Source organism: Methylobacterium sp. GXS13, from assembly GCF_001455965.1.
GTDB lineage: Bacteria > Pseudomonadota > Alphaproteobacteria > Rhizobiales > Beijerinckiaceae > Methylobacterium.
On the sequence record NZ_LKKO01000054.1, the window covers coordinates 1 to 24,680 of the forward strand.

General features: G+C 71.2%; 21 protein-coding genes. 16 read left to right on the forward strand and 5 right to left on the reverse strand.

What is annotated here, in order from left to right; translation table 11 throughout:
- The 4 genes from AO398_RS19230 to AO398_RS19245 all read right to left on the reverse strand — a co-directional run.
- A partial coding sequence (locus tag AO398_RS19230) for a BCD family MFS transporter (RefSeq protein WP_152997566.1) occupies nucleotides 1–1,270 on the reverse strand: 1,270 nt, incomplete at its 3' end.
- A gap of 275 nt (nucleotides 1,271–1,545) precedes the next feature.
- Nucleotides 1,546–2,430 carry a chlorophyll synthase ChlG gene (gene chlG, locus AO398_RS19235; protein ID WP_058193810.1) on the reverse strand — a complete coding sequence of 295 codons (885 nt, stop codon included), beginning with the start codon at nucleotides 2,428–2,430 and terminating at the stop codon, nucleotides 1,546–1,548.
- Between the two features lie 602 nt (nucleotides 2,431–3,032).
- Nucleotides 3,033–4,478, reverse strand: coding sequence for a transcriptional regulator PpsR (gene ppsR / locus AO398_RS19240; RefSeq protein ID WP_058193811.1), 1,446 nt, complete (start codon nucleotides 4,476–4,478; stop codon nucleotides 3,033–3,035).
- A 30-nt stretch (nucleotides 4,479–4,508) separates the two neighbouring features.
- Nucleotides 4,509–5,420 carry a cobalamin B12-binding domain-containing protein gene (locus AO398_RS19245; protein ID WP_058193812.1) on the reverse strand — a complete coding sequence of 304 codons (912 nt, stop codon included), beginning with the start codon at nucleotides 5,418–5,420 and terminating at the stop codon, nucleotides 4,509–4,511.
- 326 nt (nucleotides 5,421–5,746) lie between these two features.
- Here AO398_RS19245 and bchF point away from each other — a divergent pair, with 326 nt between their 5' ends.
- From bchF to AO398_RS19325, 16 genes are all read left to right on the forward strand, one after another.
- Nucleotides 5,747–6,253: a 2-vinyl bacteriochlorophyllide hydratase gene (gene bchF, locus AO398_RS19250; RefSeq protein ID WP_058193813.1), complete on the forward strand. Its 507-nt coding sequence runs from the start codon at nucleotides 5,747–5,749 to the stop codon at nucleotides 6,251–6,253.
- Entirely contained in the window at nucleotides 6,250–7,524 is a 1,275-nt protein-coding gene (locus tag AO398_RS19255) for a ferredoxin:protochlorophyllide reductase (ATP-dependent) subunit N (RefSeq protein ID WP_058193814.1), read from the forward strand. The genes bchF and AO398_RS19255 overlap by 4 nt, the downstream gene beginning before the upstream one ends.
- 4 nt (nucleotides 7,525–7,528) lie before the next feature.
- Nucleotides 7,529–9,124, forward strand: coding sequence for a ferredoxin:protochlorophyllide reductase (ATP-dependent) subunit B (gene bchB / locus AO398_RS19260; protein ID WP_058193815.1), 1,596 nt, complete (start codon nucleotides 7,529–7,531; stop codon nucleotides 9,122–9,124).
- The gene (locus tag AO398_RS19265; RefSeq protein WP_058193816.1) at nucleotides 9,114–12,842 is read left to right on the forward strand and encodes a magnesium chelatase subunit H; all 3,729 of its coding nucleotides are present in this window, start codon (nucleotides 9,114–9,116) and stop codon (nucleotides 12,840–12,842) included. Before bchB ends, AO398_RS19265 begins: the two co-directional genes overlap by 11 nt.
- Nucleotides 12,839–13,732, forward strand: coding sequence for a ferredoxin:protochlorophyllide reductase (ATP-dependent) iron-sulfur ATP-binding protein (gene bchL / locus AO398_RS19270; protein WP_058193817.1), 894 nt, complete (start codon nucleotides 12,839–12,841; stop codon nucleotides 13,730–13,732). The genes AO398_RS19265 and bchL overlap by 4 nt, the downstream gene beginning before the upstream one ends.
- Nucleotides 13,733–13,748: 16 nt before the next feature.
- Nucleotides 13,749–14,453 (forward strand): magnesium protoporphyrin IX methyltransferase, encoded by a 705-nt coding sequence (gene bchM / locus AO398_RS19275; RefSeq protein WP_058193818.1) that lies wholly within the window; start codon nucleotides 13,749–13,751, stop codon nucleotides 14,451–14,453.
- Entirely contained in the window at nucleotides 14,450–15,883 is a 1,434-nt protein-coding gene (locus AO398_RS19280; RefSeq protein ID WP_058193819.1) for a BCD family MFS transporter, read from the forward strand. Before bchM ends, AO398_RS19280 begins: the two co-directional genes overlap by 4 nt.
- A gap of 18 nt (nucleotides 15,884–15,901) precedes the next feature.
- The gene (gene puhA / locus AO398_RS19285; protein ID WP_058193820.1) at nucleotides 15,902–16,681 is read left to right on the forward strand and encodes a photosynthetic reaction center subunit H; all 780 of its coding nucleotides are present in this window, start codon (nucleotides 15,902–15,904) and stop codon (nucleotides 16,679–16,681) included.
- Nucleotides 16,678–17,334 carry a photosynthetic complex putative assembly protein PuhB gene (gene puhB / locus AO398_RS19290; protein WP_058193821.1) on the forward strand — a complete coding sequence of 219 codons (657 nt, stop codon included), beginning with the start codon at nucleotides 16,678–16,680 and terminating at the stop codon, nucleotides 17,332–17,334. Before puhA ends, puhB begins: the two co-directional genes overlap by 4 nt.
- Before the next feature lie 11 nt (nucleotides 17,335–17,345).
- Entirely contained in the window at nucleotides 17,346–17,834 is a 489-nt protein-coding gene (gene puhC, locus AO398_RS19295; RefSeq protein ID WP_152997567.1) for a photosynthetic complex assembly protein PuhC, read from the forward strand.
- On the forward strand, nucleotides 17,834–18,130 hold the full coding sequence (locus tag AO398_RS19300) for a hypothetical protein (protein ID WP_058193822.1): 297 nt from the start codon (nucleotides 17,834–17,836) through the stop codon (nucleotides 18,128–18,130). Before puhC ends, AO398_RS19300 begins: the two co-directional genes overlap by 1 nt.
- Nucleotides 18,127–19,215, forward strand: a complete 1,089-nt coding sequence (gene acsF / locus AO398_RS19305) for a magnesium-protoporphyrin IX monomethyl ester (oxidative) cyclase (RefSeq protein ID WP_058193823.1) — start codon at nucleotides 18,127–18,129, stop codon at nucleotides 19,213–19,215. The genes AO398_RS19300 and acsF overlap by 4 nt, the downstream gene beginning before the upstream one ends.
- 1 nt (nucleotide 19,216) lies before the next feature.
- Nucleotides 19,217–20,011: a putative photosynthetic complex assembly protein PuhE gene (gene puhE / locus AO398_RS19310; protein WP_058193824.1), complete on the forward strand. Its 795-nt coding sequence runs from the start codon at nucleotides 19,217–19,219 to the stop codon at nucleotides 20,009–20,011.
- Nucleotides 20,012–20,121: 110 nt separating this feature from the next.
- Complete coding sequence (gene hemA, locus AO398_RS19315) at nucleotides 20,122–21,339, forward strand: 5-aminolevulinate synthase (protein WP_058193825.1); 1,218 nt, start codon at nucleotides 20,122–20,124, stop codon at nucleotides 21,337–21,339.
- Between the two features lie 138 nt (nucleotides 21,340–21,477).
- Nucleotides 21,478–22,494, forward strand: coding sequence for a magnesium chelatase ATPase subunit I (gene bchI, locus AO398_RS19320; RefSeq protein WP_058193826.1), 1,017 nt, complete (start codon nucleotides 21,478–21,480; stop codon nucleotides 22,492–22,494).
- A gap of 77 nt (nucleotides 22,495–22,571) precedes the next feature.
- A complete protein-coding gene (locus tag AO398_RS19325; RefSeq protein WP_082643354.1) occupies nucleotides 22,572–24,353 on the forward strand; it encodes a magnesium chelatase subunit D in 1,782 nt (593 codons plus the stop codon).
- A gap of 33 nt (nucleotides 24,354–24,386) precedes the next feature.
- Here the strand turns inward: AO398_RS19325 and AO398_RS29100 are convergent, their stop codons facing one another.
- Nucleotides 24,387–24,533, reverse strand: a complete 147-nt coding sequence (locus AO398_RS29100; protein ID WP_201025803.1) for a hypothetical protein — start codon at nucleotides 24,531–24,533, stop codon at nucleotides 24,387–24,389.
- Nucleotides 24,534–24,680: the final 147 nt, after the last annotated feature.

The window sequence follows — 24,680 nt, forward strand, 5'->3', positions numbered from 1 at the left end:
GGCCCAGCCCGGGGCCCGGGGGCGCCGGGAGCCGCAGGGCCAGCACCCCCGCGACGAGAAACAGACCCCCCGCGGCGGCGAAGACGGCGGCGGAGGCCGGGCCCGGCTCGGCCGTGACGAGCCGCACCGCATCCACGGCGGCCGCCCCCAGGAAGCCGCCGGCCCCGAAGGCGATGCCCTGGGCCGCGCCCCAGACGCCCATGCGGGTGCCGCGCTCGCGGGCGTCGCCGCGGCCGGCGAGCGCCATCATCGAGCCGATGGCGGCGACCGCGTAGGCGCCGTTGGCGACACCGAGCGCGAACACCACCGGCCGCAGGGGCAGGACGTCGCCGCCCGCAGCCAGCGCGAACAGGGCGGCGGCCGAGCCGGCGCAGCCCAGCGCGATCCAGAGCCGGAGGGAGGCGAGGGGGGTGCCGCGGGCGGCGAGCGTCACGCCCGCCACCAGCAGCATCCCGGCGAGCACCCCGCCATGCTGGAGCCCGGCGAGCTTGGTGGTGGCCCCGGGGCTCATGGCGAAAACCAGACCGGCATAGGGTTCCAGGATCAGCTCCTGGGCGCTGTAGGCCAGCATCGAGACGAACACGAAGATCGTGAAGGTCCGGGCCACCGGATCGGCGAGCACCTGGGCGAGCACCGTAAAGAACGGTTTTTTGCCCGCTTCGGGCTCCGGCGCCCGCGCCGGCAGGCGCCGCTCGACCCCGAGGAGCGCCAGCACGGCGACCGTGAAGGCGATGGCCGAGACGGTGCCCGAGACCGCGACGAGGCGCAGGCCCGAGAACGGATCCAGAAAGTGCCCGGCCAGCGGCGCCGTCAGGGCGAAGCCCAGGATCATCATCACCCAGACGATGGTGGCGGCCGCCCCGCGCCGGGCCGGCGCGACGCCCCCCGAGAGCAGAACGAGCAAGGACGTCCCGGCGGCCCCGGCGCCGATCCCGACGCACAGGAACGACAGGGCCGCCAGCGCGAGGCCGAGCGCGAGATCGGTGGCGGCGAGCGCCGTGCCGCAGGCCGCCCCGAACCCGCCGAGGCAGAGCGCGGCCATGCCGCCGACGATCCAGGGCGTGCGCGTCCCGCTCCGGTCCGAGCCGTAGCCCCAGCGCGGGCGCAGCACCTGCGCGGCGTAGTGCAGGGCGACCAGGAACCCCGGCACCAGGGCGGGGAGCGCCAGCTCCACCACCATCACCCGGTTGAGGGTAGCCGTCATCAGCACGACGACGCTGCCCAGAGCGGTCTGGACCAGGCCGAGCCGGACGATCTGGGGCCAGCCCAACGTCGGCTCACCCGCGCCCGCTTTCCCCTCCCCCTTGCGGGGAGGGGTCAGGGGTGGGGGTGGTTCCGGATGGGGCGCAGCGGTGCCTTCTGAGCCACCCCCACCTCCAACTCCTCCCCGCAAGGGGGAGGAGAGCGCGTCGCGTTCCGTGCCGACCATACGGTGATCAACATCGAACGCCGCAACCGCGACACGCTCCCTATCCCGTGCGGGAGAGGGGACCCGCACCGCATCCGGCACCGTCGTGAAGGCAGAGCTCGAACCCGATTCGCGCATCACGCCCCTCCCACCAGCGGCCGCAGGGCGAAGGCGGCGACCAGCATGCCGAGCACGTAGAGGGTCGTGCCGGTGCCGTTGTACCAGGCCGCGCGCTCACGCGGGCTCTTGAGAAACCGGACCATCAGGGCGAGCTGGCCCGCCAGCAGGGCGGCCACCAGGGCGGCGTGGCCATGGCGCTCCCAGGCGAGCAGCAGGCCGATCACCACCACCTGGGGCACCGCCATGACCAGGCAGGCGAAGCGGGCGGCCCGGTCCGAGCCCATCTGCACCGGCAGGGACAGGAGCCCCATGCGCCGGTCGCCCTCCACGGATTTGAAGTCGTTCAGCGTCATGATGCCGTGGGCGCCGATGGAATAGAGCAGGGCGACGAGCAGGACCCGCCGGTCGGGCAGGGCGGCGGCCATCACGGCGGCGCCGGTGAACCAGGGCAGGCCCTCGTAGCAGAGCCCGACCGCGGCGTTCCCCCACCAGCCATTCTTCTTCAGGCGCAGGGGCGGGGCCGAGTAGATCCAGGCGAGCACCAGCCCGAACAGGGCGGCGCCCAGGATCCAGGGACCCAGCGCCGCGGCGACCAGCAGCGACAGCAGCGTCCAGCCGAGCGCCAGGTAGAGGCCCCAGCGGCCGGGGATGCGCCCGGAGGGGATCGGCCGGCCCGGCTCGTTGATCGCGTCGACATGCCGGTCGAACCAATCGTTGGTGGCCTGGCTGGTGGCGCAGACCAGAGGCCCGGCCAGCACGACGCCGGCGGCGATGACCGGCCATTGCCCGTGGGCCGGCTGTCCGGACGAGATCACGCCGCAGGCGAACGCCCACATCGGCGCGAACCAGGTGATCGGCTTGAGAAGCTCGACAACGGCGCTCGGGGCGGGCGTGGTAGCCATGCAGGCACGCTACCGGGGCGGCTCCGCGTGTCAAGCTAGATTTACACTTGGCCGAAACATGTCGCTGCCGGTTGGCGAACAAACGTGACCGCGGCCCGCCAAATACATAATCCAATACCAGTGCCACCCAGACACGATCGCGTCAGGCGCAGGGCCGATTCGGCGACGGATCGCGGCGGTCCGGCCCAGCCTTCGAAGCGTATGCGACGGGACACGGTGCCAAGTCTTCGCCGGATCCCGGAGGTCGGTGCCCGCCGAACGCCGCATCGTCGTCGGATCGTCCGGCCAGCCCCCTGCCGCGCGCGGTGATCGCGGCCCCCGCCCGGGTCGTTGCCCCCCCGCGGGCCCCAGATGCTTTGCCGGCTCATAATCACCGCGGAGGCCCCAGATCCCGGATATGCCGGGTCCTGCCTCATCACGCGGCGCCCGCATCAGCGGGCCTCGACGGCACCGTCCAGCCAGCCGTGCGATCCCCGGGGGTCGCCTTCGAGGCCGCCGCTGCGCTCCGGCGCCTCCGGATGCGGGCAGGGGTCGGCAGACCCCGCCCGGCTCACGGCATCATCGCCCCGGGCCGAAGCCCCAGGGCCAAAACCCGAACCAACTCAATCGTCTTCGCCGGGACTGTCGAGGTCGCCGACGCCGTAGCGGCGCATCTTGGCGTAGAGGCCCTGGCGGCTGAGGCCGAGCATCTCCGCGGCCGAGGCGCGGTTGTCCCGGGTGATCCGCAGGGCCGCCTCGATGCAGAGTTTTTCGATCAGGTCCGTGGTCTCGCGGACCAGCGTCTTCATCGAGACCCGGCCGACCAGCTCGGCCATCTGCTCCACGGAGCGCGGCACGTCGCGGCTGCCGGCGAGCCGCCCCTCCGGGATCCGCCGGGGGGCAGAGCGGATCGCGAAGCCCAGGCAGGGACGCGCCCCCGGCACCGAGACGGCGGCGACCTCGACATCCTCGACGCCGCCATAGGTCCCGCGGATCACGGTGGCGAAGCGGCGCACGGATCCGTGGTCGACCAGGCTGGCGAACAGGGCCTGCGCCTCGGTATCCTCGCGTCCGAGCCATTGGTCGAGGGGCCGGCCCCGGGCCTGGCTCTCGGTGGCGAGCTGCGCCAGTTCCAGGAAGGCGGCGTTGGCCATCAAGACCCGGCGGGTGGAATCCGTGACGACGAAGCCCTCGGGCATCGCCTCGATCACCGCCCGGGTCGGCGCCTCCTGATCGGGGCCGGCCTCGGCGGCGGCCGGATCGGCCACGAGCCGCATCAGCGCACTCGGCCCGCCCTCGCCGCGGAACAGGGAGACCGCGACGGTGACCTCGCCCCGCCCGTGCTGCAGGGCGGCACGGACCTCGCCGGCCTGACCGGTCGCCCGCAGGGCGGCGAACTGCGCCTCCAGGGAGCGGACGCTGCCGGCATCGAACAGGTCGACGGCGTCCTGCCCGGTCAAGCGCTTGGCCGGGCGCCCGAGCAGGCGCGCGGCGGACGGGTTCGCCTCCGCGACCCGGCGCGTTCCGGCATCGACCACCAGCACCGGCTCGCCGGAGATCTGGAACAGCAGCCGGTAGCGGGTCTCGGCGGCGCGTAGGCGGTCGTAATCACGCTCCAGAGCCTGCTGGGCATCGGTGAGCCGGCGCTGCAGCGCGGCCACAGCCCGCATGTCGCGGCCCAGGATGACGATCGGGCCGCCCTCGCCGGAGCGGATCGAGGCGTAGCGGATCGGCAGGTCGATGCCGCTGGGGGAGGGGTGGTTGATCTGGCGCCAGCGGGTGATGCCGTCGGGCCGGGCGTCACGCAGCAGGGCGTCGACTTTGGGCCGGCTCTCGATGGTCACGGTATCGATCCAGCGGCGCCCGAGCCAGCCGTGGATGTTCTCCGCATCGAGATCGGCGGCGGCGGTCGCATCGCGAATCACCCCGTCGGCGTCGACCACCAGGGACAGGTCGGCCGACGCCGCGACGAGACGCCCGACCGCCTCGCCATCGAGGTGGTCGGCCACCTGGAGCAGTGCCGGAGGTGGCGACTGCGGGGTGGGGTGAGGCTGGGGCGTCACGGTCACCGTATTGTGATAGTTGATGTGGCAGCCCTTTCAGCAGGCCAGGGCGCGTCTGTCCAGCAACGCTTCGGCTGTGGCCGGCGCGAGGCATCCATCCGGGGCGCAGGCATCGGCACCGACGATGCCCGCCTCGCCGCCGTAGCGGGCGAAGTACGGGCCACCGACGATCACCCGGACCTCCGGGTTGCTGGAGGCGCGCCGGACATCCGTCACCGTGCCCGACAGGGCCGGCAGGAACACGTCGCAGGACAGCGACAGGCCGACGACGTCGAACCATTCGGTCCGCAGCAGGGACAGGGGATCGACCTCGGGGCCGGGGACCGCCGTGGTCACGTCCCAGCCGGCCTCGCGGAAGAAGCTCGCGACGATCGACAGGCCGAAATGATGGGTCTCGCCCGGGCAGGGCAGCAGCAGCACGCTGCGGCCGTTGGCCGGCACCGTGTCGTCCTCGAGCTGCGCGCAGAGGCGCCGGCTCACGGCCTGGAGCCGGCCGAGCCCCTCAGTCACGGCGAGAAAATCGCAGGCGTCGTCCTCCCAGAGCTCGCCGAGATGGCGCGCCGCGGGGGCGAGCAGGTCCAGGAGCAGGCGCGGCAGCGGCAGCCCGCCCTCGCGCAGGGCGGAGACTTGGCCGTCCAGGTCGATCGGGCCGGGGGCCAGCAGGAGCGCGCTGAAGGCGGCGATCTCGTCCGGGCTCGGCGCCCGGTCGGCCTGGGCACGGCGCCCGGCGGGCCGGTGGGCCAGCATCAGCCGGGGCAGGATCTCCGCCTCGACCAGGCGGGCCAGGGCGTCCGGCACCGCCTTGTCGTCCGCAGAGGAGCGCGGAATCGCCTGGTGGCGGACCCGAGGTCCGTCTCCGAAGGCCGAGCGGCCGTCACCCATCGCGCCGCAACCACCGGCGATCGGCCCGGGGTCCAGACGCTCACCGAAATGCCTCCAGTCTCCCATCGGCATCCCTCCCAGAAGCGGCCCCGGCCCGAATGGACCGGCGGTTCCGCATACGTGTTCGAGTCCGGCGTCCCCCGCCTGTCTACTCACGTCTTCGTCGTCGCCGATCCTCGGATCACACCGGCCAAGACCCCGAAAAGCCCAACCGGTGTTAGGAACGATACCCGAGCCGTCGATCTTGGCAATGACTTGGAACAAAGAAAATATGTCAAACGCCGTGTCACTTCGTTCGAGCGTCAAGCGCACTTGACACTTTTGGGGCTGCGGCCCTAGCCTCTGCCAACGACGACGTCCCTGGACGGCGCCGAGCACAGGGGAGCGGATGCATGGGTCCCGGGGACCAGCCAGCACGACCGCTCTACACGCCTGCCGAGCGGCAGCGGCGTGATTCCTCGCCCTGGACCCTGGTGCAGGGTGTGCTGGCCCCGGTGCAGTTCTTGATCTTCCTGGTGAGCCTGGCGCTGGTGCTGCGGGCACTCGCCACCGGTCAGGGCCAGGAGGCTGCCGAGGCCTCCGTGGTGGTCAAGACCCTGGCGCTCTACGCCATCATGATCACGGGCTCGATCTGGGAGAAGGCCGTATTCGGCCGCTGGCTGTTCGCCCCGGCCTTCTACTGGGAGGACGTGGTCAGCATGCTGGTGCTGGCGCTCCACACCGCCTACCTCGCCGCCCTCGGCACCAGCGCCCTCGGCAATCAGGCCCTGCTGATCCTCGCGCTGGCGGCCTACGCGACCTACGTGATCAATGCCGGGCAGTTCCTGCTCAAGCTCCGGGCCGCCCGCCTGGAAGGCGCAAGCACGCATCAACCGCACTTCGCGGAGGCGCTATCATGAACGCGCCCGTTCCGCCCCCCACCGCCTGCGGCGGCATCGATTTCCATCAGGAGCACGGCCAGCGGGCGGTGTTCTGCGGGCTCACCGGCATCGTCTGGCTGCACCGGAAGATCCAGGACGCCTTCTTCCTCGTGGTTGGGTCGCGCACCTGCGCCCACCTGATCCAGTCCGCCGCCGGCGTGATGATCTTCGCCGAGCCGCGCTTCGCCACTGCGATCATCGACGAGCGCGACCTGGCCGGGATCGCCGACGCCAACGAGGAGCTCGACCGGGTCGTCACCCGGCTGATCGAGCGACGGCCCGACATCAAGCTGCTGTTCCTGGTGGGCTCCTGCCCGTCCGAGGTGATCAAGCTGGACCTGTCCCGGGCGGCCCAGCGCCTGTCGGGGCGCCTCGCGCCGGTGCGGGTGCTGAACTATTCCGGCTCCGGCATCGAGACGACTTTTACCCAAGGCGAGGATGCCTGCCTGGCCGCCCTGGTGCCGGGGCTGCCCCGGGAGCCGGCCGAGGCCGCGCCGTCGCTCCTGATCGTCGGCGCGCTGGCGGACGTGGTCGAGGACCAGTTCCTGCGGATTTTTTCCGCCTTGGGGATCGCGGACGTCCGGTTCCTGCCTGCCCGCCGGGCCGGCGCGATGCCGGCGATCGGGCGGAACACCCGCTACCTGCTGGCCCAGCCGTTCCTGGCCGACACCGCCCGCGCCCTGGACGAGCGCGGCGCGCGCCGGCTCGCCGCGGCGTTCCCGCTCGGCGCCGAGGGCACCACCGGCTGGCTTCAGGCGGCCGCCGAGGCGTTCGGCGTCGACGACACGACCTTCGCGGCGGCGACCGCCGCCGGGCGTGCCCGGGCCGAGACCGCGCTCGCGCCCCACCGCGAAAAGCTCGGCGGCAAGCGGGTGTTCTTCTTCCCCGATTCGCAGCTCGAAGTGCCGCTCGCCCGCTTCCTCGCCCGGGAACTCGGCGCGAACCTCGTTGAGGTCGGCACCCCCTACCTGCACCGCGCCCATCTGGCGGCCGAGATCGAGATGCTGCCGGCGGGCACCCGGGTGACCGAGGGCCAGAGCCTCGACGACCAGATGGACCGCTGCCGGGCGGCCCGGCCCGACCTCACAGTCTGCGGCCTCGGCCTCGCCAACCCGCTGGAGGCCGAGGGCCTCTCGACCAAGTGGTCGATCGAGCTGCTGTTCACGCCTGTGCAGGGCTACGAGCAGGCCGGCGACCTCGCCGAATTGTTCGCGCGCCCGCTTCGGCGCCGCGCGCTGCTGGAGGTGTAGGGCGATGCAGCTCACCCTCTGGACCTACGAAGGCCCCCCGCATATCGGCGCGATGCGCGTCGCCACCGCCATGACCGGGCTGCACTACGTGCTGCACGCGCCGCAGGGTGACACCTACGCGGACCTGCTGTTCACGATGATCGAGCGGCGCGATGCCCGCCCGCCCGTCACCTACACGACCTTCCGGGCGCAGGATCTCGGCCGCGACACCGCCGAGCTGTTCAAGACCTCGGTCGCCGCCGCCTATGCGCGCTTCCAGCCGCAGGCGATGATCGTCGGCGCCTCCTGCACCGCCGAGCTGATCCAAGACGATCCGGGCGGGCTCGCCAAGGCCCTCGACCTGCCGATCCCGGTGATCCCGCTGGAGCTGCCGGCCTACCAGAAGAAAGAGAACTGGGGAGCGTCCGAGACCTTCTATCGGTTGGTCCGGGTGCTGGCCGAAGCCCCCGCCCCGCGTCCCGCGCGGGAGCCGGGGCGGCGCCCGCTCTGCAACATCCTCGGGCCCACGGCCCTGGGCTTCCGGCACCGCGACGACCTGATCGAGATCCGCCGCCTGCTCGACAGCCTTGGGATCGACGTCAACGTGGTGGCGCCCCTCGGCGCCAGCCCGGCCGATCTCGGCCGCCTGAAGGACGCCGACTTCAACGTCGTGCTCTACCCGGAGACCGCCCGCAGCGCGGCCGAGTATCTCAAGAAGGCGTTCGGACAGCCCTTCACGCAGATCGTCCCACTCGGTGTCGGCGCCACCCGTCGCTTCGTCGCCGAGGTCGCGACGCTCGCCGGCCTCGATCCGGCGCCGCGCCTCGACGGCCCGGACTCGCGCCTGCCCTGGTACTCGCGCTCGGTCGATTCGACCTACCTGACGGGCAAGCGCGTCTTCGTGTTCGGCGACGCGACCCACGCGATCGGCATCGCCCGGATGGCCGCCAGCGAACTCGGCTTCACGGTGGTCGGCCTCGGCACCTACGGCCGCGAATTCGCCCGCGAGGTCCGGGCCGAGGCGGCCCTGCACGGCATCGAGGCACTGATCACCGACGATTACCTCGACGTCGAGGCCGCGATCCGCGCCGCCGCGCCGGAACTGGTCCTCGGCACCCAGATGGAGCGCCACGTCGCCAAGCGGCTCGGCATCCCCTGCGCGGTGATCTCCGCCCCGATCCACGTCCAGGATTTCCCGGCCCGCTACGCCCCGCAGATGGGTTTCGAGGGCGCCAATGTCCTGTTCGACACCCTGGTCCATCCGCTGATGATGGGCCTCGAGGAGCACCTGCTCGGCATGTTCCGGGAGGATCCCGAATTCCACGACGGCGTCGGGCCGTCGCATCTCGGCGGCAACCCGCGTGCGGCCTCCGCCGCGGAGGCCCCGGAAGGCGTGGCAGCGGCCGATCCGGCACCGGCGACCGCCCCGATCCTTCTGGACGAGGACGTCGTGATCACGGCCGCGCCCTGGGCGCCCGACGCCGAGAAGGAACTCAAGAAAATCCCGTTCTTCGTGCGCGGCAAAGCGCGCAGCAACACGGAGAAGTTCGCCCGTGAGCGGCGGCTGCCGCTCATCACCCTCGAAACCCTCTACGACGCCAAGGCGCATTATGGCCGCTAGAGCGCTCTCCCCCGGACGCGAGGCCGGCTCGACGCAGAGACCGCCGATCCGCGTCGTCATCGTCACGCTCGACAACCACCTGGCGAGCGCGGTGGAGCGGGCGCGCCTGCGGCTGCGCTCCGAGATGCCGGGGCTCGTGCTCGGCTTCCACGCGGCGGCCGAGTGGGACACCGACCCTTCCGCCCTCGACGCCTGCCGCAGCGACATCGCGCAGGCCGACATCGTGCTCTCGGCCATGCTGTTCATGGACGAGCATGTCCGGGCGATCCTGCCGGCGCTCGCGGCCCGACGCGACGGCTGCGACGCGATGGTCGGCTGCATGTCGGCGAGCGAGGTGGTGAAGACGACCAAGCTCGGCCGCTTCGACATGAGCGGCAACAAGCGCAGCGCCCTGGATTTCCTGAAGAAGCTGCGCGGCAAGCCCGGCCAGCAGGGCAATGCCGGCCGGCAGATGGCCCTGGTGCGCAAGCTGCCGAAGATCCTGCGCTTCATCCCGGGCTCGGCGCAGGACGTGCGCGCCTACTTCCTGACCCTGCAATACTGGCTCGCCGGCTCGGACGAGAACGTCGCCGCCCTGGTCCGCTTCCTGGTGCACCGCTACGCCGCCGGCGCGCGCGCCGTCTGGCGCGAGGGCCCGGCCGCGCCGGCCCCGCTCGACTATCCCGAGACCGGCCTCTACCACCCGCGCATGGCCGGCCGGATCGGCCAGGATCCGGCCCGCCTGCCGCGCTCAGCGGTCACGCGGGGCCGCGTCGGCCTGCTGCTGATGCGCAGCTACGTGCTCGCCGGCAACACCGCCCATTACGACGGGGTGATCGCAGCCCTGGAGGCCAAGGGCCTCGAGGTGGTGCCGGCCTTCGCCAGCGGCCTCGATAACCGCCCGGCCGTCGACGCCTTCTTCATGCGCGACGGCCGGGCGCGGATCGATGCCCTGGTGTCGCTCACCGGCTTCTCGCTGGTCGGCGGCCCGGCCTACAACGACGCCGCCGCCGCAGAAGCGATGCTGGCGCAGCTCGATGTGCCCTACCTCGCCGCCCAGGCGCTGGAATTCCAGACGATCGAGCAATGGGAGACGGGCGAGCGCGGCCTGTCGCCGGTCGAGGCGACCATGATGGTCGCGATCCCCGAGCTCGACGGGGCCACCGCTCCGATGGTGTTCGGCGGCCGTTCCTCGGCCTCGGGCAGCGACAATGCCCGGGACATGCGCGCCCATCCCGAGCGGGTGACGCGGCTGGCCGAGCGGGTCGAGAGCCTGGTCTCCCTCCGCCGGACGCCGAAGGCCGAGCGCAAGCTCGCGGTGGTGCTGTTCAACTTCCCGCCCAATGCCGGCGCGACCGGCACGGCCGCGTTCCTGTCGGTCTACGCCTCGCTGCTCAACACCCTGAAGGGCTTGGCTGCCGACGGCTACGCCGTGGAGATCCCGGAGAGCGTCGACGCCCTGCGCGAAACAATCCTGGAGGGCAACGCCAAGCGCTACGGGACCCAGGCCAACGTCCATGCCCGCATCCGGGCCGAGGACCATGTCCGGCGCGAACGGTACCTCGCCGAGATCGAGACCCAGTGGGGCCCGGCGCCCGGCCGTCACCAGACCAACGGCTCCGACCTGTTCGTGCTCGGGGCGCAATTCGGAAACGTCTTCGTCGGGGTGCAGCCGGCCTTCGGCTACGAGGGCGACCCGATGCGGCTGCTGTTCGAGCGCGGCTTCGCGCCGACGCACGCGTTCTCGGCCTTCTACCGCTACCTGCGCGAGGATTTCGGTGCCGACGCCGTGCTGCATTTCGGCACCCACGGGGCGCTCGAATTCATGCCCGGCAAGCAGACCGGCCTGTCCGAGACGTGCTGGCCGGAGCGGATGATCGGGGCGCTGCCCAACATCTACCTCTACGCCGCCAACAACCCGTCCGAGGGGACGCTCGCGAAGCGCCGCTCCGCCGCGACGCTGGTGAGCTACCTGACCCCGAGTCTCGCCACCGCCGGACTCTATCGCGGCCTGCTCGACCTGAAGAGCTCCATGGAGCGCTGGCGCGGGCTCGATCTCGAAGCGGTCACCGAGCGCGAAACCCTCGCCCGGCTGATCCAGGAGCAGGGCGCGGCCGTCGATCTCGTCCCGGCCGAGCCGGCCTGGACCGGCGATCTCGGCGCCCAAGTCGCAAACCTCTGGTCGGCCGTGCAGGAGCTGGAGCAGACCCTGATCCCGCACGGGCTGCACGTGGTCGGCGAAGGCGTTCCGGAGGACGAGCGGGTCGACCTGCTCCTCGCCCTTGCGGAAGCCTCACACGGGCTGAAGCCTGATCGCGCCGCCATCGCCGCGCTCATCGCGGGGAAGGGCGCCGAGGCGGCCTTTGCGGTCTCCGGCCTGACCGGCGATCCCGAGACGCGCGCCGCCTTCGCGGTCCTTGCCCAGACCGACGCCCTGCTGGCACGGGACCATGAGCTTCCGGCCTTGCTGCGGGCTCTCGACGGCCGGTTCATTCCGCCGGTGGCCGGCGGCGACCTGTTGCGCAACCCGGCGATCCTGCCGACCGGACGCAACATCCACGGTTTCGATCCGTACCGCCTGCCCTCCGCCTTCGCGGTGGCCGACGGTACCCGGCAGGTCGAGCGCATCCTGGAGCGCTTCGCCGCGGATGGAAAACCCTGTCCCGAGAGCGTCGCCCTGGTCCTGTGGGGCACCGACAACCTGAAGAGCGAGGGCGGCCCGATCGCCCAGGCTCTGGCCCTGATCGGCGCCGCCCCGCGCTTCGATGGCTACGGCCGGCTCAGCGGCGCCGAGCTGATCCCGCTGGAGACCCTCGGCCGCCCGCGGATCGACGCGGTCGTCACCCTGTCGGGCATTTTCCGGGATCTGCTGCCGCTCCAGACGAAGCTCCTCGCGGAGGCATCCTTCCTAGCCGCGAGCGCGGACGAGCCGGTTGAGAAGAACTTCGTTCGGAAGCATGCTCTGGCGATCCAGGCCGAGCAGGGTTGCGATCTGGAAACCGCGGCGTTGCGTGTCTTCTCGAACGCCGAGGGGGCCTACGGCGCCAACGTCAACCAGTTGGTCGATTCCGGGGCCTGGGACGACGATGCCGAGCTGTGTGAGACCTTCTCGCGCCGCAAGAGCTTCGCCTATGGCCGCTCGGGCAAGCCCGCGCCGCAGCGCGCCCTGATGCAGGCGGTGCTCGCCTCCGTCGACATGGCCTACCAGAACCTCGACTCGGTCGAGGTCGGCGTCACCTCGGTCGACCATTACTTCGACGGGCTCGGCGGTATGGGCCGGGCGGTGGCGAAGGCCCGCGGCGCGGCGGTGCCGATCTACATCAGCGACCAGACCCGCGGGGAGGGGCGCGTGCGCTCCCTGGAGGAGCAGGTGGCGCTGGAGACGCGCACCCGCATGCTCAACCCGAAATGGTACGAGGGCCTGCTCGGCCACGGCTACGAGGGCGTGCGCCAGATCGAATCCCACCTGACCAACACGGTCGGCTGGTCGGCCACCGCCAATGCGGTCCAGCCCTGGATCTACGAGCGGATCACCGAGACCTACGTGCTCGACCCGGCCATGCGCGAGCGCATGGCCACCCTCAACCCCACCGCCTCCGCCAAGGTCGCCCAACGGCTGATCGAGGCTCACAAGCGCGGCTTCTGGACCCCCGACGCAGCGATGCGGGACGCCCTCGACCGGGCCGAGGAGGAACTGGAAGATCGTCTCGAAGGCGTCACCACAGGAGTCGCCGCATGAACATCGCCATCCGCAATCCGGTCATCGCCCGGAAGGAAGAAGGCAGCGTCCAGGTCGCCCTCGACCCGGACCTGAAGATCGAGACCGCAAAGGTCTTCGCGGTCTACGGCAAGGGCGGCATCGGCAAGTCCACCACCTCGTCGAACCTGTCCGTGGCGTTCTCCAAGCTCGGCAAGCGGGTGCTGCAGATCGGCTGTGACCCCAAGCACGACTCGACCTTCACGCTGACCAAGCGCCTCGCGCCCACGGTGATCGACGCCCTCGAGGCGGTGAACTTCCACTCGGAAGAGCTGCGCGTCGAGGACTTCGTGGTCGAGGGCTACAACGGCGTGATGTGCGTCGAGGCCGGCGGGCCGCCGGCAGGCACGGGCTGCGGCGGCTATGTGGTCGGCCAGACCGTGAAACTCCTCAAGGAGCACCACCTCCTGGAAGACACCGACGTCGTCGTGTTCGACGTACTGGGCGACGTGGTCTGCGGCGGCTTCGCTTCGCCGCTCCAGCACGCTGATCGGGCGCTGATCGTCACCGCCAACGACTTCGATTCGATCTTCGCGATGAACCGGATCGTGGCGGCGATCCACGCCAAGTCTAAGAACTACCCGGTGCGGCTCGGCGGCGTCATCGCGAACCGCTCGGCCAAGACCGACGAGATCGACCGGTTCAACGACGCGGTCGGCCTGAAGCGGCTGGCCCACTTCCCCGACCTCGATGTGGTCCGCCGCTCGCGGCTGAAGAAGTCGACCCTGTTCGAGATGGATTCCTCCCCCGAACTCGACGCCGTCACCGCCGAGTACATGCGACTGGCCGAGACGCTCTGGGCCGGTGGGGAGCCCTGCGAGGCCCTGCCGATGAAGGATCGCGACCTGTTCGAGTTCCTCGGGTTCGATTGAGAGTGGGGTTCGACTGATGGCCGGCGCCAGCTACGATACCCGCAGGGGTGAACTGACCACCTATTTCGACCGCACCGCGGTCGAGGCCTGGTCGCGCCTGACCTCCGACGCGCCGGTGAGCCGCATCCGCGCCACCGTGCGGGCCGGCCGGGACGCGATGCGCGGGACGCTGCTCTCCTGGCTGCCCGCCGACATGACCGGCTTGCGCCTGCTCGATGCCGGCTGCGGCACCGGGGCGCTCAGCGTCGAGGCCGCAAGGCGCGGGGCCGAGGTGGTCGCCATCGACGTGTCGCCGACACTGGTCGGTCTCGCCCGGGACCGGCTTCCGGCGATCCCCGGCCCCGGCCGGATCGAGTTTCGCGTCGGCGACATGCTCGATCCCGGCCTCGGCCGGTTCGACCACGTCGTCGCGATGGATTCGCTGATCCATTACCGCGCCGCCGACATCGTCCGGGCGCTGGCGGTCCTGGGCGCCCGCACGGATGGGTCCGTCCTGTTCACCGTGGCGCCCCGCACGGCCTTGCTGACCCTGATGCATGCGGCCGGGAAGCTGTTTCCCCGCGGCGACCGCTCGCCGGCGATCGTGCCGGTGACCGAGGGCGGCTTGCGCCGGCGGATCTCCTCGGAGCCGGCGCTCGACGGATTCACCTGGGTACAGAGCCATCGGGTCAACAGCGGCTTCTACCTGTCGAACGCGATCACGCTGGGTCGTTCGCGATGAGCAGCGCCGCCTCCCAAAAACTCACCCGCGCCCTGATGCGCCTCGGCCCGGCGATCCTGCCCTTCGCGGATGCCGCCACCGTCGAGCTGCCGCTCGGCCGGCTGCTGCGGCTCGCCCTGTTCCAGGTCACGGTCGGCATGGCCGCGGTGCTGCTGATCGGCACCCTGAACCGCGTGATGATCGTCGAGCTCGGTGTGCCGGCCTGGATCGTCGCGGTGATGCTGGCCCTGCCGCTGATCTTCGCGCCCCTGCGAGCCCTGGTCGGGTTCCGGTCGGACACGCACCGCTCGGTGCTGGGCTGGCGGCGGGTGCCGTATATCTGGTTCGGCACCCTGCTCCAGTTCGGCGGGCTGGCGATCATGCCGTTTTCCCTGCTGATCCTGTCGGGCGACACGACCGGCCCGCTCTGGGTCGGCGACGTGGCGGCAGCGTTCGCGTTCCTGCTGGTCGGGGCCGGGCTGCACACCACCCAGACCGTGGGTCTGGCGCTCGCCACCGACCTCGCCCCCGCGCATGCCCGGCCGAAGGTGGTGGCGCTGCTCTGCGTCGCGCTGCTGTTCGGGATGATGGCGAGCGCCCTGCTGTTCGGGCTGTTTTTGGCGCATTTCTCGCCCGTGCGGCTGATTCAGGTGATCCAGGGCGCGGCGCTCGTCACCATCGTGCTGAACGGGGTCGCCCTGTGGAAGCAGGAGCCGCGCGCGCCGCACCGCACACAGACCGCGCCGGCGCGGGATTTTCGCACCTCCTGGCACGCCTACGCCGGGCAGGGCACCGCCCGCCGCCGGCTCGTGGCGATCGGGCTCGGCACCGCGGGGTTCTCGATGCAGGACATCCTGCTGGAGCCCTATGGCGGCCAGATCCTGCACCTTTCGGTCGGGCCCACCACCGCACTGACCGCCCTGCTTGCAGCCGGCGGCGGGCTCGGCCTGCTCGTCGCCGCCCGCTGGCTCGGGCGCGGCGGCGACCCGTTCCGGGTCTCCGCGGTCGGCGTCGGGATCGGCATCCTGGCCTTCTCGGCGGTGGTCTTCGCCGCGCCGCTCGCCTCGGCCGACCTGTTCGCGGCGGGCGTCAGCCTGATCGGGTTGGGCGGCGGCCTGTTCGCCCAGGGCACGCTCACCGCCTCGATGAACCGGGCCGGTCCCGAGGATACCGGGCTGGCGCTCGGTGCCTGGGGTGCCGTCCAGGCCAGCGCCGCGGGGATCTCGATCGCCGCAAGCGGCGTGGTGCGCGACATCGGCGGTGCCATCGCCCAATCGGGCGTGCTCGGCGAGGGCATGAACGAGCCCGCGATCGGCTACCTGATCGTCTACCACATCGAGATCGCCCTCCTGTTCGCGGCCCTGATCGCCCTGGGACCGCTGGTGCGGGAGGACGCGCGTGCAGCAGGGAAAAATCGGCTCGGCGGCGCCCTCGCCGAACGGGCGGCCTGAGACTCGGGGAGGACAGCCATGCCAACCGGCGCCATTACAGGGTACGTCGACGTCGCCCAGGTCGTGCTCTACGCCTTCTTCATCTTCTTCTTCGGGCTGGTGTTCTGGCTCCGCCGGGAAGACCGGCGCGAGGGCTACCCGCTGGAGAACGAGATCGTCGGCCGCCGCAAGGCGCCGGACCCGGTCCTGATCCCGCGCTCCAAGGCGTTCCACCTGCCGGGCGGCGAGACCACCTACGCCCCCCAGGCGGTGCAGGGCCGCGACGACATCGAGACCGGAATCCCGGCCCGCAAGGTCGAGCCTTGGCCCGGCGCGCCCTACGAGCGGACCGACGCGTCGCTGCAAGCCGGCGTCGGCCCCGGCTCCTGGGTCGTCCGGCACGACGTGCACGACAAGACCTGGGACGACGAGTACCGGATCGTGCCCCTGCGGGTGGCTACGGCCTTCGTCATCCACGAAGCCGGCCCGAACCCGATCGGCATGACCGTGTTCGGCACCGATAACGCGGTGGCGGGCGTCGTCAGCGACGTCTGGATCGACCGCGGCGAGTCGCTCATCCGCTACTACGAGGTCGAGTTGCCCACCGGTGGCCGCCGGCTGATGCCGACCACGTTCTGCCGGGCCGGCGGCTTCACCAAGACGGTGAAGTCCGAGGCCCTGCTCGCCGCCCAGTTCGCCGATATCCCGGTCACCCGGGATCCCGACAGCATCACCTTCCTCGAGGAGGAGCGGATCATGGCCTATTTCGGCGCCGGCACGCTCTACGCCACTCCGGCCCGGGCGGAGCCCCTGCTATGAGCGGCGATTTCCTTCCCGAGGGCACCCTGCGGGGCCTGCCCGGCCCGCTGCCGGCGAACGAGCGCATCCTGTGGCAGGGGGCGCCGACTACGGGGGGCCTCTGGGTCCGGGCCTATCATGCCCGCCTGGTCGCCGCCTGGTTCGTTGCCTGCGCTCTGGCCTTCGGGCTCACGGCCGGATCGCCCATCTCGGCGCTCACCACCGTCGGCCTGACCCTGCTGGTCGGCGCGGTCGGCCTCGCCCTGCTCTGGCTGTTCGCGTGGCTCAACCACCGCACCACGGTCTACACGATCACCGACCGCCGAATCGTGATGCACGTCGGCATCGCCCTGCCGGTGACGCACAATGTGCCCTTCGCGCAGGTCGAGGGTGCGGCGTTGCGTGCCTTCACGGACAGGAGCGGAGATCTGCCGCTCCGGTTGCGGCCGGGCCTGCGTATCGCCTACCTTCAACTGTGGCCGCATGCCCGGCCCTGGCGCATCGCCCGGACCGAGCCCATGCTGCGTTCCGTGCCCGATGCGGACGCGGTGGCGAGGCTGCTGGCGCGGGCCATCGAGGCCCATGCCGAGCTGTCTCAGACGGTGCGGCCCATGATCGTGCCGCGTCCGCGGGCGGTCCAAGACAATCCCGGCCGCCTCGTCGCGGCCGAGTAGGGAGAGGCGCGATGGGCGAGCGGGCGGAGAGCATCGGCCAAGCCAAAGGATCGGCTGCCGGACCGGCACCGGCCCTGCTGATGATCGGCGCCGGTGCGCTGATGGGCTTCACCATGCTGGCCGTCCTGGTCGGGCGCAGCGAGGGTATCGGCATGATCGCCCTGCCGCCGGCCAAGCCGGTCACGCGGCTCGAATTCCGCGCCGAGGATCAGGTCGACGGCTCGATCGCCCTGCGCAACGCCGCCGACCGGCAGATCGTCGCCTGGATCCGCCCCGGCGAGGACGGCTTTCTGCGCGGGACATTGCGGGGCTTGGCCCAGGCCCGCCAGCGCGACGGCCTCGGCCAGGAACAGCCGTTCAGCCTGACCCGCTACGACGACGGTCGCCTCTCCCTCGCCGACGATGCGACCGGCCGCCGGGTGCCCCTGGAGGCGTTCGGCCCGACCAATGCCGGGGCTTTCGCCCGGCTGCTCGCCGCCGCCAGCACGGAGACGCGCTGATGGGCCTGTTCGGAAGCCGCACCGTCACCGTGCCCTGCACGATCGAGATCGAGCAGACGCCCGAGAGCCTGCACGCGCACGTCACCCTCGATTCCGGCTTCGAGATCGAGCCCGGCGACGAGGTCCAGGTCCACGACGCCCCGACCTCCGTACCCTACGGCGAGCGGCTCACCGTGCACCGTACCGCCACCGTCACCCGGGCCGGCCCGCTCGAGCGGGCCTGGACCAAGCTCGTCGCCCATCTCGAGCTGACCGAGCTCTACGAAGTCAGTTTTTCCGAGAGGAGGAAGCTGTGAACGCTCCCGTCCCGCCGCTCTCCGGCCAGCCGGTCCCGAAAACTCCGGTCAACGAATCGACCAAGGCCGCCCAGGAGACGACCTTCCTGAGCCCGCGCTTCTACACCACCGACTTCGACGAGCTCGACCGCACCGATGTCGAGCCGGTGCGCCGGGACTGGGACCTGCTCATCGCCGAGCTGCGCGCCGACCCGAACAAGCGCCACTTCACCCGCAACGCCGATTTCGACTGCGACCTGTCGCAGATGGAGCCCGAGCTGCGGAAGGAGTTTTTAGATTTCCTGGTCTCGTCGATCACCGCCGAGTTCTCCGGCTGCGTGCTCTACGCCGAGATGAGAAAACGCGCCAAGAACAAGGATATCAAAGAATTATTCGGCTTCATGAGCCGTGACGAGGCGCGCCACGCCGGGTTCATCAACGACACGCTCAAGGATTTCGGCATCGGCGTGGACCTGGGCTTCCTGACCAAGTCCAAGAAGTACACGTTCTTCCGGCCGAAATTCATCTTCTACGCGACGTATCTGTCGGAGAAGATCGGCTACGCCCGCTACATCACCATCTTCCGCGAGCTGGAGAAGCACCCGGAGCGGCGCATCCACCCGATCTTCAAGTGGTTCGAGCTGTGGTGCAATGACGAGTTCCGCCACGGCGAAGCCTTCGCGCTGCTCATGCGGGCCAACCCGAAGCTGACCAGCGGCGTCAATCGCTACTGGATCCGGTTCTTCCTGCTGGCGGTGTTCGCCACGATGTATGTGCGCGACCATCACCGGCCGGCCTTCCACGCCGCGCTCGGGGTCGATCCCACCGACTACGATTACACGGTGTTCCGCATCACCTCCGAAATCTCGCGGCAGACCTTCCCGCTGGAACTCGACCTCGACAATCCGAAGTTCCACGCCGGGCTGGAGACGCTGCTCGCCTGCTCCCGGGCGATCGCCGCGGCCCGGGCCCAGGGCGGCGTCCTGGGCAAGCTCAAGCACGGCATCCAGGTGCTGCGCGCGGCCGCCACCTTCGTCCGGCTCTACCTCCTGCCGGTGAAAGCGAACGCCCTGCCGGCCGATATCCGCCTCCAGCCGGTCTGGTAGGATGGCGACCTACGCCGCCCCTATCGTCTATGCCCTGGTACTCTGGTGGTTCTCCACCGGGCTGATCCTGCTGCTCGACCACGCCCCGCGGCGCACGCATCCGTGGAGCATGGCCGGCGCGACCCTGCTGCTGGCCGGCGCCTTGGTGGCGATCCGCACCAGCGCCCAGGACACCAGCGCCGCCGGGGCCTACACCGCCTTCACGGCGGCCCTGGTGGTCTGGGGCTGGCAGGAGATGAGCTACTATATGGGCTTCCTGTCGGGCCCGAAGCCGTCCGCCTGCGCGCCGGGCCTGCGCGGGCTGGACCGGTTCCTGGCGGCGCTCGCCACCAGCCTCTGGCACGAATTCGCCATCGTGATCGGCGGCCTGGCGATCCTGGCGCTGGTCTGGGGCGGGGCGAACACGATCGCCCTGTGGACCTACGGCGCCCTGGTGGTGATGAACCTGTCGGCCCGGCTCAACCTGTTCCTCGGGGTGCGCAACCTGCACGCCGAGTTCCTGCCCGAGCATCTGGGCTATCTGGCCTGCTATCTGTCGCGCAAGCCGATGAACCTGCTGTTCCCGGTTTCGGTGAGCCTCGGGACCATCGCGGCGGGCCTGCTCGGGCGTGCGGCCCTCGGCCCGGACCTGCTGGCGCATGAGCTGATCGGCTTCACAATCCTGGCGACGCTGATGGCATTGGCGACCCTGGAACATTGGTTCCTGATGCTGCCGCTGCCCTCGGCCGAGCTGTGGCGGTGGAGCCTGCCGACGCGCAATCCGGACGGCGCGGGGCGGCCGGGGGACAACGGGTAGGTCCGACCATCACAACGGGATTTCGCGTGCGCACCAATTTGGAATTGGTTTCGTGCGAAATCCGACCTCACAGGCGGGAGCAACCCGCGAACCAATCGGGGAGAGGCGACATGGACTACGAGACCTTCTTCGGAGCCGAGATCGCCGGTCTCCACCGCGAGGGACGCTATCGGGTCTTCACCGATCTGGAGCGCCATTCCGGCAACTTCCCGCACGCCACGCATCACCATCCGTCCGGCACGCGTCCGGTCACGGTCTGGTGCTCCAACGACTATCTCGGCATGGGCCAGCACCCCACGGTCACCGGGGCGATGCACGAGGCCATCGACCGCTGCGGCGCCGGGGCCGGCGGCACCCGCAACATCTCCGGCACCAATCACTACCACGTGCTGCTGGAGCAGGAGCTCGCCGACCTCCACCGCAAGGAAGCGGCGCTGCTGTTCACCTCCGGCTACGTGTCGAACTGGGCGGCGCTCGGCACCCTGGCCTCGCGCCTGCCGAACTGCGCGGTCTTCTCCGATTCCGAGAACCACGCCTCGATGATCGAGGGCATCCGGTTCTCCCGCGCCGAGCGCCACATCTTCCGCCACAACGATCCGGAGGATCTGAACCGGAAGCTCGCCCTGGTGGATCCGGCCCGGCCGAAGCTGGTCGCCTTCGAGTCGGTCTATTCCATGGACGGCGACATCGCCCCGATCGGCGAGATCTGCGACGTGGCCGAGGCCCACGGGGCGCTCACCTATCTCGACGAGGTCCACGCGGTCGGCCTCTACGGCCCCCGCGGCGGCGGCATCTCGGAGCGCGACGGCGTCGCCCACCGCCTCGACGTGATCGAGGGGACGCTGGGCAAGGCGTTCGGCGTGCACGGCGGCTACATCACAGCCTCGGAAAAGCTCTGCGACTTCGTGCGCAGCTTCGCCTCCGGCTTCATCTTCACCACCTCGCTGCCCCCCGCGGTCGCGGCCGGCGCGGCGGCCTCGATCCGCCATCTCAAGGCCAGCGCCACCGAGCGGGCGCGCCATCAGGAGCGCTGCGCCAAGGTCCGGACCGCCCTGGAGGCCGCCGACATCCCGGTCCTGCCCAACGACAGCCACATCGTGCCGGTGATGGTCTGCGACCCGGTGCTGTGCAAGGCGATCTCCGACACCCTGCTCGACGAGTTCGGCATCTACGTGCAGCCGATCAACTATCCGACGGTCGCCCGCGGCACCGAGCGCCTGCGGATCACCCCCTCGCCGCTGCACACGGACAAGGACATCGCGCATCTGGTCGGAGCGCTCTCCACGATCTGGGCGCGGATCGGATTGCGGCAGAAGGCGGCGGAGTAGGGCGCTCTTCCCTCCCCCCTTGTGGGGAAGGGTAGGGGTGGGGGTGGTGCAAACGGCACCGCTCTGGTCCATCCTGCACCACCCCCACCTCCGGCTCCTCCCCGCAAGGGGGAGGAGAGGTGCGAGAGCCAGAGCCACGTGCCAACCTTCCCCTTCTCGGCCATCGTCGCGCAGGACGAGATGCGCCAGGCGCTGCTGATCGCCGCCGTGGACCCGTCCATCGGCGGCGTGCTGGTGTTCGGCGACCGGGGCACCGGGAAATCCACGGCGATCCGGGCGCTCGCCGCCTTGCTGCCGCCGATGCGGGCGGTGGTCGGCTGCCCGTACAATTGCGATCCCGACAGCCCGGCCGAGAGCTGCCCGCACTGCGCGAGCCTGCCGGGTGCACGGAGGAAGTCCGAAAAAAAACCGGTGCCGGTGGTGGATCTGCCGCTGGGCGCCACCGAGGACCGGGTGGTCGGCACCCTCGATCTGGAGCGGGCGCTCGGCGCCGGCGTGAAGGCGTTCGAACCGGGGCTGCTCGCCCGGGCCAATCGCGGGTTTCTATATATCGACGAGGTGAACCTGCTGGAGGACCACTTGGTGGACCTCCTGCTCGATGTCGCCGCCTCCGGGGTGAACACCGTTGAGCGTGAGGGGCTCAGCTTGCGGCACCCCGCAAAATTCGTCCTGGTGGGCTCCGGCAACCCGGAAGAGGGCGAGTTGCGCCCGCAGCTCCTCGACCGGTTCGGGCTGGCCTGCGAGGTCGCCACCCCGCAGGACATCGCCACCCGCATCGCGGTGGTGCGCGCCCGGGACGCCTACGAGCGCGATCCCGAAGGGTTCTGCGCCGCCCGCGCTGGCGACGAGACAACGATCCGAAAAAGGATCCTGCTGGCCCGGGAGCGCCTGCCGCATCTGAACGTGCCGGACTCGGCCCTGGAGCGCGCGGCGCAGCTCTGCCTGGCGCTGGGCACCGACGGCCTGCGCGGCGAGCTGACCCTGATGCGCACCGCCCGGGCGCTGGCAGCCCTCGACGGCGCCGAGGCCGTCACCGACGACCATATCCGCCGGGTCGCCCCGGCTGCCCTGCGCCACCGCCTGCGCCGCAACCCCCTCGATGAATCCGGCTCGACCGCCCGGGTCGAGCGGGCGCTGGCGGACGTGTTTTCGTGACGGGGCCGGAGCCGGTTTTCCCTCCCCCCTCTGCCGGGGAGGGGAACCTGCGAAGCAGGGGGGGAGAGGCGAGCGCCATGTCCGGACGAGGCGCATCGGGTGCGAAACCCGCTGCCGTGGCGCTGCCCCTCTCCCGACCCTCGCTGACGCGAGGGCCATCCTCCCCCGCAGAGGGGGGAGGGAAGGCGGACGTGCCGCAAAGAATCTGGCCCGACGCCCTGCTCGCCGCCCACCTCCTCGCGACCGACCCGCATGGCTTCGGCGGCGCGGTGGTGCGGGCGGGGCCCGGACCGGTGCGGGAGCGCTGGCTCGACGGCCTGCGGGCGGCGCTTGCGCCGGGGACGCCCTGGCGGCGGCTGCCGCCCGGCATCGGCGACGACAGCCTGCTCGGCGGTCTCGACCTCGCCGCCACTCTGGCGGCGGGCCGGTCGGTGGCACGGGCGGGATTGCTCGCCGAGACCGATGGCGGGCTGATCGTCGTGCCCATGGCCGAGCGTCTGCCCCCCGGCATCGCAGCCCGCCTGGCGGGTGCCCTCGACACCGGCACGGCATCGGAGCGCCGGGCGCGCTTCGGGCTCGTGCTCCTCGACGAGGGCGAGGGGGACGAGACCGTCGCCGAGGCCCTGGCCGATCGCGTGGCGTTCCGGATCGACCTGAGCGGCGTCGGGATCGCGCATTGCGACGCACCTGCCGTCGCCGCCGTGAACACGGAGGTCGGCACCCCGGAGGCCGATCCGCTCGGCACGCTGTGCCGGCTGGCGGAGGCGCTCGGCATCGCCTCCCTGCGCGGGCCGATCCTGGCGGCCCGGGTGGCGCGGGCGCTCGCAGCGGACGGGCCGATCGGCACGGACGCGATCACGGCGGCGGCCCGCCTGGTCCTGGCCTCGCGCGCGACGCGGCTGCCTGCACCGGAGGAGGCGCCCCCGGAGGAAACCGAGGCGCCGCCCCCGCCGTCCGAGGAAGACGGCCCGACGGATCAGGCGACGGATCCGGCCCCGGCCGATGCGGCCGAGGATCGCGTTCTGGCGGCGGTGCGCGCGGCGATCCCGGCGAACCTTCTGGATCAGCTGCTGGCGGGGGGCGTGCGCCTCTCGACCGCGAAGGCCGGGCGGGTCGGCCAGCCGGCGGCGGCGCGCACCGGGCGTCCGATCGGCAGCCGGCGGGGCGACCCGCGGCGGGGGCGCCTCGACCCCCTCGCGACCCTGCGGGCGGCGGCCCCGTGGCAGGCCCTCCGGCGTGCAGAGGGCGAAACCCGCCCGATCGTGGTCCGGCGGGACGATCTGCGGATTCGGATCCTGCGGCAGCGGACCGAGACCACCACGGTGTTCTGCGTCGATGCCTCCGGCTCGGCCGCCCTGGAACGTCTGGCCGAGGCCAAGGGCGCGGTCGAGCTGCTGCTGGCGGAAGCCTATGTTCGGCGCGATCGGGTGGCTTTGGTGGCGTTCCGCGGCGCAGGTGCGGAGCTGGTCCTGCCGCCGACCCGCTCGCTCATCCGGGCCAAGCGCGGCCTGTCGGGCCTGCCGGGCGGGGGCGGTACGCCACTGGCGGCGGGGATCGACGCGGCGCTGACTGTCGCGCTCGGCGTACGCCGGGGCGGGAGCCGGCCCGTGATCGTGCTGCTGACGGATGGACGCGCCAATGTCGCGCGGTCCGGAGAGGGCGGCCGCGCCCGGGCCGGGCAGGAGGCTCTGCAGGCGGCTCGCGCACTCCGCACGGCCGGCGTGCCGGCTTTGGTGATCGATACCGGCGCACGCGGCGAAGGCGCACGCTCGGTCGCAGACGCAATGGCCGCCCGCTACCTGGTGCTGCCGCGGGCCGATGCAGGTCTGCTCAGCGCGGCGGTGCGGGCCGCGCTCTGAGCGGGGCTACGGCCTGACCGGGTGGGTCGAGGATTAAAGGGGATGGCCGGCGCCGAGATCGGCGACGCGCTGGTTGTGGGACATCCAGGCGTTCAGCATCTCGCGGAACAGGCCGCGGAAGCTCCAGCGGCCGGAAGTCGCGCTGTCGAAGTGATGGGTCGAGGAGGTGAAGACGATCATGGCCGGTTCCGTTGGTGGGAGGTGCGCGGTGTCTGGGAGCGCCACCGTGATGCGCCCCTTGCTGCGTTGCAGCAATCTGGTTTCCGGCAGCAGTGGCATGCGATTTCCGCATGCAATTGCAATGTCTTACGAAATACTTCCAACCCG

Bases quoted from the DNA above. Each gene is read 5' to 3' on its own strand.
- bchF (WP_058193813.1), top strand. From the start codon at position 5,747: ATGGGTCCCGGGGACCAGCCAGCACGACCGCTCTACACGCCTGCCGAG.
- AO398_RS19265 (WP_058193816.1), top strand. From the start codon at position 9,114: ATGGCCGCTAGAGCGCTCTCCCCCGGACGCGAGGCCGGCTCGACGCAG.
- bchL (WP_058193817.1), top strand. From the start codon at position 12,839: ATGAACATCGCCATCCGCAATCCGGTCATCGCCCGGAAGGAAGAAGGC.
- puhE (WP_058193824.1), top strand. From the start codon at position 19,217: ATGGCGACCTACGCCGCCCCTATCGTCTATGCCCTGGTACTCTGGTGG.
- AO398_RS19245 (WP_058193812.1), bottom strand. From the start codon at position 5,420: ATGGGAGACTGGAGGCATTTCGGTGAGCGTCTGGACCCCGGGCCGATC.
- AO398_RS19280 (WP_058193819.1), top strand. From the start codon at position 14,450: ATGAGCAGCGCCGCCTCCCAAAAACTCACCCGCGCCCTGATGCGCCTC.
- AO398_RS19300 (WP_058193822.1), top strand. From the start codon at position 17,834: ATGGGCCTGTTCGGAAGCCGCACCGTCACCGTGCCCTGCACGATCGAG.
- AO398_RS19325 (WP_082643354.1), top strand. From the start codon at position 22,572: ATGTCCGGACGAGGCGCATCGGGTGCGAAACCCGCTGCCGTGGCGCTG.
- puhA (WP_058193820.1), top strand. From the start codon at position 15,902: ATGCCAACCGGCGCCATTACAGGGTACGTCGACGTCGCCCAGGTCGTG.
- bchM (WP_058193818.1), top strand. From the start codon at position 13,749: ATGGCCGGCGCCAGCTACGATACCCGCAGGGGTGAACTGACCACCTAT.
- bchB (WP_058193815.1), top strand. From the start codon at position 7,529: ATGCAGCTCACCCTCTGGACCTACGAAGGCCCCCCGCATATCGGCGCG.
- puhB (WP_058193821.1), top strand. From the start codon at position 16,678: ATGAGCGGCGATTTCCTTCCCGAGGGCACCCTGCGGGGCCTGCCCGGC.
- puhC (WP_152997567.1), top strand. From the start codon at position 17,346: ATGGGCGAGCGGGCGGAGAGCATCGGCCAAGCCAAAGGATCGGCTGCC.
- hemA (WP_058193825.1), top strand. From the start codon at position 20,122: ATGGACTACGAGACCTTCTTCGGAGCCGAGATCGCCGGTCTCCACCGC.
- AO398_RS19255 (WP_058193814.1), top strand. From the start codon at position 6,250: ATGAACGCGCCCGTTCCGCCCCCCACCGCCTGCGGCGGCATCGATTTC.
- AO398_RS29100 (WP_201025803.1), bottom strand. From the start codon at position 24,533: ATGATCGTCTTCACCTCCTCGACCCATCACTTCGACAGCGCGACTTCC.
- chlG (WP_058193810.1), bottom strand. From the start codon at position 2,430: ATGGCTACCACGCCCGCCCCGAGCGCCGTTGTCGAGCTTCTCAAGCCG.